12 protein-coding genes are annotated in these 15,908 nt (G+C 30.2%); 5 read left to right on the forward strand and 7 right to left on the reverse strand.

Annotated features, from left to right (window positions below; genetic code table 11):
* Positions 1 to 4: 4 nt before the first annotated feature.
* The 3 genes from A8C32_RS03210 to A8C32_RS03220 all read right to left on the reverse strand — a co-directional run bounded on the left by A8C32_RS03210 (position 5) and on the right by A8C32_RS03220 (position 3,690).
* Positions 5 to 1,807, reverse strand: a complete 1,803-nt coding sequence (locus A8C32_RS03210) for a serine hydrolase domain-containing protein (RefSeq protein WP_083253226.1) — start codon at positions 1,805 to 1,807, stop codon at positions 5 to 7.
* Between the two features lie 93 nt (positions 1,808 to 1,900).
* Complete coding sequence (locus A8C32_RS03215) at positions 1,901 to 2,593, reverse strand: LytR/AlgR family response regulator transcription factor (protein WP_069828995.1); 693 nt, start codon at positions 2,591 to 2,593, stop codon at positions 1,901 to 1,903.
* Between the two features lie 17 nt (positions 2,594 to 2,610).
* Entirely contained in the window at positions 2,611 to 3,690 is a 1,080-nt protein-coding gene (locus A8C32_RS03220) for a sensor histidine kinase (RefSeq protein ID WP_083253227.1), read from the reverse strand.
* A 208-nt stretch (positions 3,691 to 3,898) separates the two neighbouring features.
* Between A8C32_RS03220 and A8C32_RS03225 the strand changes: the two genes are divergently transcribed.
* Positions 3,899 to 4,873 carry a hypothetical protein gene (locus A8C32_RS03225; protein WP_069828996.1) on the forward strand — a complete coding sequence of 325 codons (975 nt, stop codon included), beginning with the start codon at positions 3,899 to 3,901 and terminating at the stop codon, positions 4,871 to 4,873.
* Positions 4,874 to 4,950: 77 nt separating this feature from the next.
* On the opposite strand, the gene A8C32_RS03230 is transcribed toward A8C32_RS03225, so the two are convergent.
* The 4 genes from A8C32_RS03230 to A8C32_RS03245 all read right to left on the reverse strand — a co-directional run bounded on the left by A8C32_RS03230 (position 4,951) and on the right by A8C32_RS03245 (position 10,249).
* The gene (locus A8C32_RS03230) at positions 4,951 to 5,625 is read right to left on the reverse strand and encodes an ankyrin repeat domain-containing protein (RefSeq protein ID WP_069828997.1); all 675 of its coding nucleotides are present in this window, start codon (positions 5,623 to 5,625) and stop codon (positions 4,951 to 4,953) included.
* 277 nt (positions 5,626 to 5,902) lie between these two features.
* Positions 5,903 to 6,643, reverse strand: coding sequence for a metallophosphoesterase family protein (locus A8C32_RS03235; RefSeq protein WP_069828998.1), 741 nt, complete (start codon positions 6,641 to 6,643; stop codon positions 5,903 to 5,905).
* A 426-nt stretch (positions 6,644 to 7,069) separates the two neighbouring features.
* The gene (locus A8C32_RS03240) at positions 7,070 to 8,158 is read right to left on the reverse strand and encodes an HmuY family protein (RefSeq protein WP_069828999.1); all 1,089 of its coding nucleotides are present in this window, start codon (positions 8,156 to 8,158) and stop codon (positions 7,070 to 7,072) included.
* Between the two features lie 12 nt (positions 8,159 to 8,170).
* Positions 8,171 to 10,249, reverse strand: a complete 2,079-nt coding sequence (locus A8C32_RS03245; protein WP_240491677.1) for a TonB-dependent receptor plug domain-containing protein — start codon at positions 10,247 to 10,249, stop codon at positions 8,171 to 8,173.
* 158 nt (positions 10,250 to 10,407) lie between these two features.
* On the opposite strand from A8C32_RS03245, the gene A8C32_RS03250 reads away from it, so the two are divergent.
* The 4 genes from A8C32_RS03250 (at position 10,408) to A8C32_RS03265 (ending at position 15,906) form a co-directional block, all read left to right on the forward strand.
* Positions 10,408 to 11,313: a DUF6607 family protein gene (locus A8C32_RS03250; RefSeq protein ID WP_069829001.1), complete on the forward strand. Its 906-nt coding sequence runs from the start codon at positions 10,408 to 10,410 to the stop codon at positions 11,311 to 11,313.
* Positions 11,314 to 11,346: 33 nt separating this feature from the next.
* Complete coding sequence (locus A8C32_RS03255; RefSeq protein ID WP_069829002.1) at positions 11,347 to 12,834, forward strand: ankyrin repeat domain-containing protein; 1,488 nt, start codon at positions 11,347 to 11,349, stop codon at positions 12,832 to 12,834.
* A gap of 3 nt (positions 12,835 to 12,837) precedes the next feature.
* Positions 12,838 to 13,341, forward strand: a complete 504-nt coding sequence (locus A8C32_RS03260; RefSeq protein ID WP_069829003.1) for a DUF2271 domain-containing protein — start codon at positions 12,838 to 12,840, stop codon at positions 13,339 to 13,341.
* A 141-nt stretch (positions 13,342 to 13,482) separates the two neighbouring features.
* A complete protein-coding gene (locus A8C32_RS03265) occupies positions 13,483 to 15,906 on the forward strand; it encodes a TonB-dependent receptor plug domain-containing protein (protein ID WP_069829004.1) in 2,424 nt (807 codons plus the stop codon).
* The last annotated feature ends 2 nt before the right edge of the window (positions 15,907 to 15,908 follow it).

The following is a 15,908-nucleotide window of genomic DNA, read 5'->3' on the forward strand; positions in this document are numbered from 1 at the left end:
TTTTTTAAGCCCATAACTTAAAAGGAATTAAGTTCCAATAGGCTAATATTATTGACCATTGAAGAATAAATAGAATTGCAATAACATCAATTTTTAATGGTTTATTCTTTCTTGCTTTAATCAACCCAAAAATCATTGCTAAAGGGATTATTCCAGTAACTATAGTCAATAAAACATTTCCCATGGTCATATCACCTAAATTAAGGATGGACTGCGTTAAAAGAAAAGGTATTGGAATTAATAAACAAGCTATAGCACTAAATGGAACTGTTAGTATTTGATTTTTCTTAAATAATTTGTTTTGAATTAGAAGATAAAAACCTCGGCTTATTACCAATATGATGCCTACAAGGCCAAGTGTAAAACTAAACCATAGCATGCTTAAATAAAGAATACTTACTTTTTCATACGTTACTAAACCATTACTAATAATTTGGTTTTTATTGTCTTCATATAAAACGTGAGAAGCTTTCACCTTATTTTTTACTTTAAACAAATTTTCACCTACAGGTAAAAGGTAGTAGCTTTTCTTTTGAAGTGACGCTATTTTTAGTTTATTATCAACGGCATCTACTTTTATGGAATTAAAAAGTAAATCAAAGTAAGCCGATACCTCAAATCGAACAGGGTTTAGTCTGTAAAAACCATAATAATCTTCAATATTATTTGGTAAACTGTTTTGGATTTCTTGTTTTTTGGGCTTTTCAATTTTTAAATAATCAATGAAAATTTTGTTGAATTTTTGATAGTTAGCTATTTCGCTATCCATATTAAAACTGATAAAAAAGGCCTTTTTCTCTTTTGGAAATACATGAAATGTTGCTCTATAGCCAATTATGTTTCCACTATGGTAATACCCCAAAACACCATGTCTGTCTGTGTGGTTAAATCCAAATTGATAACCTCCACTTAAACCATGTTTATTAGCGTCTGTTGTTGTTGGTTCCCCCATTTGGTTTAATAGTTCTTTTTTTATGAATGGTTTTTCATTGATACTTCCATTACCCAATAAAAACTTAGCCAATAAAGCCATATCATGTGCGGTTGTAGTAAACTGTCCCGCTGCTCTAATATGCATAGGTACATTTTCTTGAGTGCTTCCATCTTCAAAATGTCCCATAGCTAAACTTTCATCTGCATTTTCCGTAGTTTGAGAAGTAAATTGAAAAGTACTATGTTTCATTCCTAAGGGGGCTAAAAGGTTTTTATGTAAATAGCTTTCATAGGATTCTCCTGTAATTTCCTCTATAATTATCCCTAAAATAGTGTATCCAATATTAGAGTAAGAAAATCGTGTGCCTGGTTTGGTTCGGACTTTTAATACCGATATATCTTCAGAAACAATAGATTTTAGAGGTGTGGTTGAGGTTATTTTTGTGCTAAATATTTGCCATAATTTTGCGTCTTGTAATCCAGAAGTATGATTTAGTAAATCCCTTACGGTAATGGGATTTGTTGTTGCCCAAGGATTATTCAACTGCAGATTAGGCACAATAGTATTTACGGGTGCATCAATAGTTAACTTATTTTGACTAGATAATCGAAGAATACCTAATGCAATAAGTGTTTTTGTTATCGAGCCAACTTGTACTTTATCAGTACTACTCAGTTTTTCTTTAGAAACAATATTTTTTAGACCTACTGCTCCAGTTGTAATTTCACCGTTTAAGACTGTAGACCATACTGCTCCAGTTAAACCTTGACTTATAAGTGTTTGTTCTAATTCTTTTTCAAGAATTATATCTTGTTGCGCGTTTAACAAGAAATTTGAACATAAAATAAGAGCTAAAAAAAAATATTTAAACATAATAACTTGTTTTGAATGATGACGATTCTTTTTATTGTTTGTTACAAATTAGTAGTTTATTATGGATTTTTTACGTGCCTTTTTTTTATAAAATCATGTCTTTTTTAACAATTCAAAAACACGTTGTTTGTAACTAATTCCTATGGGTATTTCAATATCATCAAGCTCAACATCTTGATTTGTAAAGGCTGTTATTTTTTTAGAATTAACAATATAAGAACGGTGTGTGCGAATGAAAAAAGGAGGAAGCATGTTTTCAAAAACACTTATTTTTTCTTTGGTAGTGATAGTTTCTTCATAAGTATGAATTCTAACATAATCTTTTAAACTTTCAGCATATATAATATCATTAAATAAAACTCTATAATGTTTTTTATTCATATTTACCTGTAAATAATTAGGTATGTCTTCAGTAGATTCTATACGTGATGATTGCGAATTTAGAGTTGAAACCGACTTAAAATATTTGTCTATAGCTTTAAAAAAACGATCAAACGGAATGGGTTTTAATAAATAATCAAGCACTTCCAGTTCGTAACTTTCTAACGCATATTCTCTATAAGCTGTGGTTAAAATAACCTTAGGCGGATTGCTTAATGATTTTAAAAAATCTATACCCGTAAGTGTTGGCATTTGAATGTCTAGAAAAAGCAAGTCTACATGTTTAACTTTTAAAATTTCAAAAGCTTCAAGCGCATTATGGCAAGTCGCTAAAACTTCTAATTGTGGAATTTTAGAAACATAATTAGCAATTAAAGCACATGCTAAAGGTTTGTCATCAATTATTAGACATTGGGTTTTAACTAGCTTAAATCTATATTAAGTTTTACAGTATAAGATATGTCTTCTTCATGTATTTCAAATTGAAATTTATCAGGATAAATTAATTTCAATTGCTTTTCAATATTTTTTTGCCCAATACCATCTCTATATTTAGTAATATCTTTTTGTACTAATTTAGATTTTGTATTAAACACATTAAAATTTAGTGTTTTATTTTGAACTTTAAAGTCTATTTTAACAATCGTTTTATCAATGGTGTTACTAATACCGTGTTTAAAAGCATTTTCTATAATAGATATTAGAATTAAAGGCGCAATTTTAGTTTGAGGATTATCAATATTTTTATTGAGTATTAATTCTAATCGTTCTCCATAACGAAGTTTTTCTAAATCAATATAATTCTGTATTAATTCTAATTCTTTTTCAATAGTAACATGTTTATCGTTGCATTGATACAGCATATAATCTAGAATCTGGGAAAGTTTTAAAACCGTTTCTGGTGCTTTTTCTGATTTTTGAAGCGTTAATACATATAGGTTATTTAAGGTGTTGAATAAAAAATGTGGATGAATTTGCGCTTTTAGAAAATTTAACTCAGCTAAAGACTTCTCTCTTTTGAGTTGCTCTATTTGGCTTATTTCAATAAATTTTTCTTTAATTAATTTTAAAGTGAAAAATATTAATGTAGGGAAGTACAAGCTCAGAAAATAGCTTGAATATAATTTTTTAATATCCAATAAAATTTCAATAACTGGTTCTTGTTCAAACGTCCCTTTTCTTAAAAAGGGTTCTGCTATGTGTACTACTAAAACTCTATCTAAAACACAAAAAACGTAGCTAGTAATTATTATAGAAACTATGAATAGAATATATTTTTTCTTATATAATAATTTGGGTACTTGGTAGTAGATAAAAGCATATGTGACCACAATTTTAGTACTCAACATAATTAATTTATGCAGAAACACCCCATCAAAATATCTAAAATCTGAATGGAGTCCTGAAACTTGAAGTAAATAAATGGTTAGCCAAAAAAGCACATGCTCTAGCCATCGTCGGTTTTGTACATAGTCTATAATATGTAAGAAATAGTCTTTCATGTTTTAAAAATACACAGAATCATAACGAGATGTATTAAATGTTGCCCAATCTGTATTAAAAACCCATGAACTTGATTTTTTTCAGGACGAATTAAACTTATCAAGCACTAACCCTTATCTGTATATAGCAACCTTGTATTGGTCTATAGCTTAAAATAAGCTATGTTTTTAAAATGATTTTTGAGGTATCAATCCGAAAATATAAAAAATGAAAAAAAATGTTTTTCTAATATCGACTACATTAATTTTAGTATGCTCTTGCTTTATTAATTTGTTTGCACAAAACAGTCCAATAGGGATCATGAAAATTATTGAAGGCTCTGGCTCTTTTCAAATAACTGGAGGTGCGGGTCATGAAAATGATACGATTACTGTTTATTACCATAAACCTAAAAATTTCACTCCAAAGTCTAAGGTTTTAATGATTATTCCAGGTTCTGGCAGGAACGGAGATAGTTATCGTGATTCTTGGATAAAAACATCTGAAAAACATAGTGTTTTAATTCTTTCTCCAGCTTACGCCAAAAAAGATTATTCATATTTAGGGTATCATTTGGGAGGTATTGCTAAAGATAGAGATATTAAAAATGCTTTTACTTTTGTAAAAAATTCTAATCAAGTTATTATGGATGAAGAAAAAGCCATATTTGAATATAATGATGATGCAAGACAATGGATTTATCCTGATTTTGACCGTATTTTCAATCTTGTTAAAAATAGGGTTAAATCACAACAAAAGAAATACGATATGTTTGGACATTCTGCTGGCGGGCAAATATTACATCGTTTTGTTTTAATGCACCCTAATTCTAAAGCAGACCGAATTTTAGCATCAAATGCAGGTTCGTATACACTGCCAGACATGGAAACGAATTACCCATGCGGCATTAAAAACGTGAATCACTTAGACTTAAAAAAGGCATTTAAAAAACGTTTAGTACTGTTTTTAGGAGAATTGGATAACGCAAACGAAAATGGCGGCATACTCTTAAGGTCTATAACTACCGACAAACAGGGGTTACATAGATTAGCTAGAGGAAAATACTTTTATCAGTATGGTTTGAAAATTTCAAAAGACCATAAAAATAAATTCAATTGGACATTAAAGGTGATTCCTAATGTTGGTCATAACCAAAGAAAAATGGCTAAAGCAGCAGCTGTTTATCTTTATGAGAATGATTGAAAGGTGAAAGTTCTGAAGGAGATACCTTATTTGTTAGTTTACAAACTGTTAAAATGGGATTTCATACACCTAGTAGCTTAATGTTTTTCATTTTCAAGGATAGAAATAATTTTTTCATAATTATCAATCAGTTCTTGATTTTCAAAACCTTTAGCTTCTTCATGGCTTGCCTTAAACTGTTCTATAGTGTTTAATCCTTCAAAATTTCTTAGATTTACATTAGCATTATTCTTCAATAAAAAAGAGAATATTTCAGGATTTGATGCGTATGTTAATGCAGTATACCCACTATTGCATTGTACGTTTATTTTTGCGCCTTTTTTAATCAAAAATTTAACTAAATCTAATTGATTTCGGCTTGAAGCCATCATTAAGGTTGTCATTTCTCTATAACCTTTTTGATTTATGTCAACGCCTTTGTCAAGTAATATTTTGGCAATATTTGTAAGTCCATAAAAACTTGTTTTGAAGAATGCACTGCTGTTGTCTTCGTCCACTTTTGTTATGTCAGCATTTTTATTGATTAAATAAAGAGCAATATTTTCTTTCCCAGCTTGAATTGCTTTCATTAGTAAAGTTTGTTTCCACTCGCCTATACAATCAATATTTTCTCCATTCTTAATCATTTTTTTAACCAATTCTAAATCACCATTGTTTATAGCAATTTGAATTTCTTCACTACATTTTTTTTGAGAGAATAAATTAAAAGGAAAAATCATAGTTGTAAGTAAAATTATAAATAGAATTTTCATTTCTTCACAATTTAAATAATTTTTATAATTAACCAAAGGGCGTTTTAAATTTTAATGATGCCTATTTTTGTATACGTTGCTAGGTACGGTCTTAATTTATTTAGTTTTTGTATAAACTAAGTAATCTGTTATAAGCGCGTCATTCTTTTTTTTAAATTCTTTTTCATTTTTGTGCTGACCATTGTTTTTATGTTGACAAGAAATTAATGTTAAAATAAATGCAACGGCTAATTTTTCAAATTTGTTAACTAATAAATCCGTGTTCGGTTTTTATTAATTACACGCGACCTGTTCTTATCCATTTAGCCCAATCGTTTCTATTATTTTTTTCAGCAGCCCTAGCAGCAGCTTCAAAATCGTAGTCTACAGAAATTAATTCAACATTTATTTCATTGGTATTAATTTTCAGTATAGCATATTTTGCATGTGGACTAAGACTTTCCATTTTATGTGGAATGGGCAAATCATCATTATAAGCTGGTAAACCAATGCTTCTAGGGTTTATAATAGTCTTATTTTTAGTTTTTACCATTCGCGCTAAATGACTATGCCCACAAACAACAATATTCTCTTTGATATTGGATAACGTAATTTCTATCTCATCATTTGTTTGAACACCTACATAATCCGTATTAATTCTTTCTAATAGCGAAATGGAGTCATTTACAGGATTTCCGTGACAGCAATATATATTATTATGTGTTAAGTCAAATGGTAATTCTTTTAACCAATTGATAGAATCATTACCTAAAGAACTTTTAACATATTCTAATGTTGATATGTTTGTGGTGTTATGAACATTTTCAATAATAAACCTATCTTGATTTCCTGAGATACTTTTAGTGTTATTCTCTAATAATAACTCAAATGTTCCTTTTGGGTCTAAAGGCCCATAAAGGCTATCTCCAAGATTTAATACTGTGTCAATTTTTTTGGTTTCTATATCTCTTAAAACTTCTTTAAGAGCCCAAGAGTTTGCATGTATATCAGATATTATGGCTATTTTTTCTGTATTCATTTATGCCTATTTTATGATTTCAATTTTTTAATCATTGCTGTAGCATTAGTGTTTTTTTGGTTTAAATTAATAGCTTTTTTGATAAGCTTTAATGGCTTTGTTAATATAGCTTTTTTTTCTAATATATTTCTCTCATACAGGTACATCCTTTGACATCCAATCCTTTAAATAAAATAATTTATCACAATTGTAATATCACATATCTTTAAGTCAAAATCAATTGCATAAGCTGATATTTCATGGTTATGAGAATACCTTCCATTATAACCTCGGATAATATTATATGTTAAATTATTTTTAATTGGGGTTAAGTGATTTTTGTAATATATAACCCAATTTCCTTGATGAACTTAATTAAGTTTACTAAAAAGCAAAAGTCTAACATTACCTGTTAGACTTTTAAACTTTGTTTTACCAAAATATTTTTTACTTCAATAAACTATAAACAAACTCAGGGTATCCACGTTCTCCGTCTGCGTTTGTTAAAGCTAAAAATTGTAATTTGTATAGATTACCATCGGTATCACTAATAATATAAAATACATTTGTTTTTAAAGAAGGTAAACTTCCTAGTCCTCCGCCATTTCTCCAACTACTTCCAATACTACGTTGGTCTGAAGTGAAATTAGATTCAATAACATCAGCTAACTTAAAATCGGCATAAGTTAATGTGTTATCAACTTCAGTGTCTACCATATAAACTTTAGCATCTCCTTTTATATTGTTAACTACAAAATCTGAATATCCGTATGCACCAAAGCCTTCAATTTCATTAGTAAAAACAGTAAAATTCAAATCCCAAGCTTCTTTTTTAGGTTCAACATTTACGATGTCTTCTGTATCGAAACTAAAGAATGTGAAATTATAATCTGAATCTTTAGAAAAGGTAATTTCTTTGTGAGTTCTGTCGTCTAAATCGGCATATTGTAGTACATAGTCGTTTCCGTTTTTTAGAACTCTAATTTTTTTCCAACCTCTTGAGTTTCCTGAGATAGCCACACTTCCAGTAGATGGTGTTTCTGTTCCTACTTCAAAACCTAAGTTAACTAAATATACATTATTATTGGCTTCAGTATTTGAGATTTCGTCAATCGCAGTATTGGTAATTGTGCCATCTGGAGCATCTACAAAGGCTTTGTTTGCTTCATCAAAAGTACCAACAGCTACTTGGGGCTGTAACTCTTGTATCTCTGTAGAAGTTGAATTTATAGCATCTATATCTGTTACAGAAAGTTTAGCTGCTGCCATATAAATGGAGCCGTTAATTACAACTCTAAAATCTGTACCAGAATAAAAACCTAAATCCCATGTATCTCTTTGTATCGTAGTGGAAGTGTTGCTACTTAAATCAACATAAACTTGGTTTTGTTGGTTAGGACCTCCAACATTTGGAGATACAGATGCGCCTTCAATGACAACTTTAATAGGCTCTGTTGGTCCATCATCGTTGCTGCTACAACTAGCAAAAGCTAATGTTGCAGCACATAAAATAAAAGTGAATAATTTGTTTGTCATGGTAATTAATTTTTAAAATTTAAGATTATATAATAGTTTTAAGTAATACGAACGTCCGTAACCCAATAAAAGCCCATTGTTATTGGGAGAGTGAATACCTCCGTTTGCTGAATTACTAACATTTACATTAGTAACATCTAGTAGATTTCTACCTCCAAGTGTGGCTTGAATTGTATTATTGAAAAAAGATTTTTTTATAGAGGCATCTAACCAACTATAGGCATCAGTTGTTGTTTTTGAAAACAAAGAGTTTCCGTTAACATCCGTACCAGTAGCAGTATAATTTTGTTGTTTGCCATTGTGTTTTAAAAGTATCGTTAATGCCGTTTGCCATTTTTTAATTTGATAGGTACTGCTTGCATTAAGTTGTATGGCGTAAAGAAAGTCATCTTCAGAGTTTACTTCATCATTAGCAATCTGTGAAATACCTTGTAGTGTTGCACCTAAATTAAACGTCCAATTATCTGTTTTTAAACTGTTTTCTGAGGTGATGCCCCATAGTTTATAGGCATCAATATTAATGTATTGAAATTGTAGAGGCGTATTGTTAACTATGGCTAAATCAATCTTATCTTGAATATCGATATAGCTAACTTTAATGATATTCAATAATGAAATATCATTAATCCAACTCCGTTTTTTTAAGTTTACAAAAGCTGTAAAACCACTCTCGGGATTTAAATTTTCATTGCCTTGTACATCATGATTGCTATCTACGAAATAATAATAAAGCTCTTCAAAATTTGGTGTTCGGTATGATGTACCTATGTTCCCCCGTAACTCAAAACCATTTTTCATTAAGTATCGTGCACTTATTGATGTCAGAAGTTTAGATTGAAATAGTGAATTGTATTCATAACGTAAACCCGGACGCAATAAAAATTTATCAGAAAGATTTATTTCAGATGAACCAAATAGGGCATAATTATTTTGAGATTGTTCCTTGTCTTGTTGTGTAACATCACCTGAAGCTTGTGTATCAAAGCCTTTTATTAAACGAGTTTCATAACCTAATTGAAAATTGTAAACGTCATTTTTAACCAGATTATTGATGCTCCCTTTTGAAAAAAATACGTTGCTTGATTGATAAACTTCATCAGTTTCGTTACTTTTTTCTTCAGTAATTATAAAATAATTGAATTCATTTAAACGGCGCTTTTGTTGTTGGTAAGACAATGAAACATCATAATTAGCACCAGAGTCTAATTTTCCATTTATGTTTAGATTGTTTACAAACCTATTCGTTGTAAAAATTCTATCTGTAGCAGAAGGGTTACTCGTTTGAGATTGGACATCTATATTAGCTCTAACCGCGGCATCGTAGTAATTTATAACTTCATTGAAATATTCAAATTTGTATAGCAGATTAAAATTTTCTTTTCTATAACTTAATAATGCATTCGTGTTTATTTGCGTTTTTGGTAACCAATCATAACCTCTTAAACCGTCATTTTCAAAATAACTTTCTCCTTGTCTATCGTTGTAAAAACCAGCAAATTGGTTTCTATTAATACCAGCTCTTGCAAACCAATTTTTATTGACGTTATGACCAATGTTTAGACCCTGTATATGTCTACCTTCATCAAACCATGCATATTCATTACTTACTGTTTCCTCTTGTAAAAGCGTTTGAATTTTCCATGTACTATCAATCGTTTTTTTAGTAATTATATTAATAACACCAGAAACCGCATTAGCCCCATACTCTACCCCCATAGCACCTTCTACAATCTCAATACGCTCTACATTATCAAGATTTATTTGTGTTAAATCTATATTGTTTCCAAGTCCATTATCGCTTACTAAAGGAATATTATCTATTAAAATATTGAAGTACTGTGAGTCTAAACCAAAAAAAGATATCGTTGATTTACCAGTTTGCGCATTAGGAATAACCGTAAGATTTAAATTGAAATTTAATAGGTCTGCTAAATTATTAGCTGCTTGATTCTCGATTTGTTCTCTTTTAATAACAATAACATTGTGAACGGACTTCTTTATAGATTGTGGGTTATACTGACCAGTTACAATAACCTCATCTAAGTTATTAACCTTTACAGGATCTTGTTTTACTTCTTGAGAGAATATCAAGCTTGAAAAAAAAAGTGAAAAATAAATGCTTAAATATTTTTTATTTAGAACCATTCTTAATTAAATTTGCAGCAAATATATATCTTATTTTAATTCAGTCTAAATAAGAATAAATAAATTTTGAATATTTTTTGATCAATACAAATAAATAACTTAAAATGAATCACTTAGCAATTATTACTTTATTAGCATTAACGTTTTTAACACATGGAAATGCTCAAGGCAAGAAAAAGCAGGATGCCGAAGCCATTAAAAAAATGTGCGGCTGTTATGAGGTAACCTTCAATTTTGCAGAAACATTTAACTATAGCAAAGATTCACTTTACAAGCCTTCAAAAACTAAGATTGATAAAGGTTTAGAGTGGGCTCAATTGGTAGAAGATGATAAGAATAAAATATCTATTCAACACTTGTTACAAGTTGGAGACCCTTCAAAACCTCACATAATTAAACATTGGCGTCAAGATTGGTTATTCCAGAATACAGATTTTTATATGTTTAATGGCGATAACACTTGGAACTACACTATAAAGCCAAAACAAGATGTTAAAGGACAGTGGACTCAAAAGGTATATCAGGTAGATGATAGTCCGCGTTATGAAGGGTCTGCAACTTGGGTACACGTAGACGGAAAAAGTTATTGGGAGAATACTACTGATGCGCCTCTACCAAGACGAGAGTATACTAAACGTAGCGATTATAATGTTACCGTTAGAGGCAATAGACATGAAATTACTGATTATGGTTGGGTGCATGACCAAAATAACTTAAAAGTAATTCGTGAAAGTGGAAAAGACGATGTGCTTTTAGCAAAAGAAAAAGGCTATAACACCTATGTAAAGGTTGATGATAGTAGATGTAAAGCTGCTCAAGATTGGTGGCAAAAACATCAAGATAAATGGGCTTTGGTGAGAACCAAGTGGGGTGATGTTTACGGCAGAAATCACAATCTAGCCTTACATGCCAAAGTAGATAATAAACAACTTTACAAATACTTGTTTTCTGAAGATTATACCAAAGCTGATGCTATTGATAAGGTTATAGAATTATTTGTCATCAAATAGCAAAAATCAAAGCTATCATTAATTTCATATAAAATGAAAACTATAAAATCATTAATACTATTCCTTCTCTTTGTTAATATTTTGAAGGCGCAATCTAAAAATATCTTTTGGGAAAGATCTTTTTGGAAAACAAATCCAACTCTAGAAATTGTTGAACAAAAAATTATAGAAGGTAACAGTGCAACAGCATTAAATACTAATGGATTTGATGCGATAGCGTATTCTATTTTAAATGGCACTTCAAATAAAATCATAGAGTATTTATTAACTAAATCAGATAACGAAGTCAATAAATTAACCCACGACAAAAGGACTTATGTGTTTTGGGCAGCATATAAAAATAATTTGGATTTAATGAAACACCTCATTGCTAAAGGTGCAAAAATGGATTTAAAAGATTCGCATCAGTTTTCAGTATTAACCTTTGCGGCGGCTGCAGGTGTAACCAACACAGCTGTTTACGATTTGTGCATACAAAACGGTATAGATGTTAAGACAGATAAAGATGAACATGGAGCTAATGCATTATTACTAATAGCTCCCTATTTAGAAGACGAAACACTGATTGATTATTTTACATCCAAAGGCTTAAGTATTCATGATAAAGATGCTGATGGTAATAGTATCTTTAATTATGCAGCCCGAAAGGGTAATACAAATTTACTAAATCTACTTATAGAAAAAGGCGTTGCATACAAGTCCCTAAATAAACAAGGAGGCAACGCCTTTATATTTGCAACTAAAGGTACTAGAAACCATTCAAATTCATTAGAAACCTATAAATACCTAGAAAAAATGGGTTTACAACCAAACATCATCACAGATAATGGATTTACACCATTACACGCTTTAGCTTATAAGAATACAGATATTGATATTTTTAACTACTTTATTGAAAAAGGTGGTGATGTAAACCAACCAGATATTAATGGGAATACCCCATTTATAAATGCCGCTTACAGAAATGATTTAAAAAGCGTTGAATATCTAGCATTACATACCAAGAACTTTAATATTCAGAATAAAAAGGGGATATCGCCTTTAATGAGAGCTCTACAAAGTAATAACAGTAAAGTGGTAGCTTTTTTATTAGAAAAGGGGGCAAATCCTCAAACTTTAGATGCTAGTGGAAATTCTCTAGTATATTATTTATTAAAATCATATACCCCTAAAAATTTAAAAGAATTTGAAGAAAAATTCAAGTTACTTCAGAATCATGAACTAGATTTTAAAGGGCTTCAATCTAAAGGTAATACTATTTGGCATCTTGCAGTAAAACAACATAGTATTGATTTATTAGAAAAATTAGAAACTCTTGAAGTTCCTGTTAATAAAAGGAATAATGAAGGCTACACACCATTACATTTAGCGGCTATGACAGCTAAAAACACAAGCGTTTTAAAACACCTATTATCCGTTGGAGCTGATAAAACCATAAAAACAGATTTTGAAGAAACCGTGTACGATTTAGCTAGAGAAAACGAAATGTTAACACAAACGAATATTAACTTTTTAAGATAAGAGATGAAAAATACCCAAGTTTTTAAAATAGTGTCTTTACTCGCCTTAGTGCTATTTACTTTATCAGGATTTGTAAATAAGTCTGCTGATTCAGCAGCATACAAATGTATGATACAAATGACCAACTATTCAGGCGAAGGCGCCTATATTGTAATTTCATTATTAAACCCTGATGGAGATTATGAAAAAACACTTTATGTTCAAGGTGATGACGATGAGTGGTATTCTGATATTACAGAATGGTGGCAATTTCATGGTAAGGTACGAACAGATATTGATGCCATTACGGGTGCAACCATAAGTGGTGGAGAACGTGCTATTTCAGTCATTCAAATTCCAAATAATAAAATAGATATGGGATATAAAATTCGTTTCGAATCGGCTGTTGAAGACCAAGAATATTACAAAAATGATGTAGAGTTTGAACTCACTTCAGAATCGATTAAAAGTAAAGTAGAAGGGCATGGTTTTATACGTTATGTACGCATGATGCCCCAAGCTAAATAAAGGTTAATAGATAGCACCTTTTTTTTAGAATAATACAATTATAGCAATACTATAATAGTAATTTCTTTTTATAAGTATTTTATTTATAATTAGTCTAAATAAAAATAAGAGGTTATTTTTGTATCTAATTTTTTTAAAAACATGAAGTTTTTCTATAAGACATTTTTTTTCATTTTAAGCACGTCTTTATATGCGCAATCTGGTACAATTAAAGGAAACATTGCTTTTAAAGACGGCACACCTTTAGATTTAGCTTTGGTTTTTATTGAGACTATTTCAAAACATGCTTACACTGATGAAAACGGAGATTTTACTCTTACCCAAATTCCATATGGACAGCATGTATTAAGTATAAAATACTTTGGTAAAACTATCGAAACTGTACCTGTTAATTTAAATGGTAAAGAAGCCCATATAATTTACAAACTAAGTTTTAATGCTTCTAATAAATTATCAGAAGTTGTTGTAAAAGGAAAAACAAAAGAAGCCAAAATAGAAACAAAAGGGTTTGCGGTAAACGCTATTAGTATGAAAAGGGCTTCCCTTCAATCTATACAAGCTAATGATGTTTTAGACCGGTCTTCAGGAGTAAGGATTCGACAAAATGGTGGTTTAGGTTCTCGTATACACTATAACATTAATGGACTTTCAGGTAACGCTATTCGTGTATTCATTAATGGATCTCCAATAGAGTCATTTGGTCCCTCATTCTCACTAAATAGTATTCCAACAAATTTAATTAAACGCGTTGAAGTGTATAAAGGTGTTGTGTCAATTCATTTGGCAGGAGATGCCTTAGGAGGTGCTATAAATGTTGTTTTAAAGGAAGCGTTTGGTAAAAATAATGTAGATCTATCCTATTCTTTTGGGTCATTCAATACGCATCAAGCATCTATGTCGGGTAATTATTTTAATAAAAAAACAGGTTTTACGGTTTTAGGTTCTGGGTTTTATAACTATTCTGATAACAATTATAAAGTATGGGGAAATCAAGTATATACTACTAATCCTACTACTGGCGACATTACCTATGTTACCGCCGAACGATTTCATGACACTTATATTTCAAAAGGTTTTAAGGTAGATGTAGGTTTTTCAAATAAAAAATGGGCAGATAAACTAATGTTAGGTGTAATCTATTCAGATTTAGATAAAGACATACAACATGGTGCAACATTAGAATCGGTTTATGGAGAAAGAAAAGCATCTCAACAAACCAATTTAATTGGTATAACCTATAAAGATGAAAGTTTTTTATCTAATAATAAATTAAGTATTGATGCCTTTTCCTCATATTCCCATTTAAGAAGAAATATAACAGACATTAACCCATTTATTTATGATTGGGATGGTAAAAGAAAAGAACGTTTTGATGCTGATGGGAACTTTATAGGTTATTATGAATATGCTTCTGGAGCCGAAGCTGGAGCTCCAACATTACAGGAAAGTATTGAAAAAATTTATGTAGGTCGTATTACATCAAACTATGATATTAACAATAACAATACCATATCTACAAATATTTTACACACCAGATTTACGAGAGATAATGAAGACCCTTTAAGGCATGTAGATATTAGAAACCTTGATGATACACGATTTTCTAACCGAAGTATCTTAGGTATAAATTATGAAATTAAAGCATTAGATAACAAATTAAAAACATCAATATTTTATAAATACTTTAATCAAAACATTCGGATTATTGAATATAAACGAAATGATAATTCAACTGCAATAGAACTTAACGATGTAGATAGAACTGTAGATGCCAATGGATTTGGGTTTACTATCGCTTATCACTTATTACCAAAAGTGCTTATACAAGTATCAGGCGAAAACTCGTTTAGATTACCAGTAGCAAGAGAGTTGTTTGGAAACCTAGCCGAAAATCTTGAAGCTAATTTTAATTTAGAACCTGAAAAAAGTAAAAATCTTAATCTGGGTGCAACATTCGGAACATTTAATTTTGGAAAACATGAAGCCAGAATAAGAGTAAATACTTTTATTAGAGATACTAGAGATAAAATAAAACTAAATGTAAGACAGGATGCTACAGATGAAACAACAGAGTTTCTTAATGATGATAGTTATATAAGTAAAGGGTTTGATGTTGATGTATTTTACTCTTACAACAGAAAACTAGATTTTAATGGTAATATATCCATATTCAACTCAAGATTTAATACAGAATTTGACGAAACAGGTTTACCTTTTAATTGGTACCGCGACCGCGAAAGAAACGCACCGTTTTTCACTGCCAATGGTAATCTTGCATACAACGTTACTAACCTGTTTAAAAAAAAATCTCAAATAGTGTTTTCTACCAATTTAGCATATGTACATTGGTTTTATAGAGATTGGGAATCTCTAGGAGGAACAGGCAAAGATATTATACCTACACAATTAGTTAGTGATTTTAGTATTACAAACACATTTCCAAACAAAAAAATTACACTAGCACTAGATGTTAGAAATTTATTTAACGCTCAGGTTTTTGATAATTATGCTTTACAAAAACCAGGACGTGCTTATTATATGAAAATAATCTATTCAATTTTTTAATT

Source organism: Flavivirga aquatica (genome assembly GCF_001747085.1).
Lineage (GTDB): Bacteria > Bacteroidota > Bacteroidia > Flavobacteriales > Flavobacteriaceae > Algibacter_C > Algibacter_C aquatica.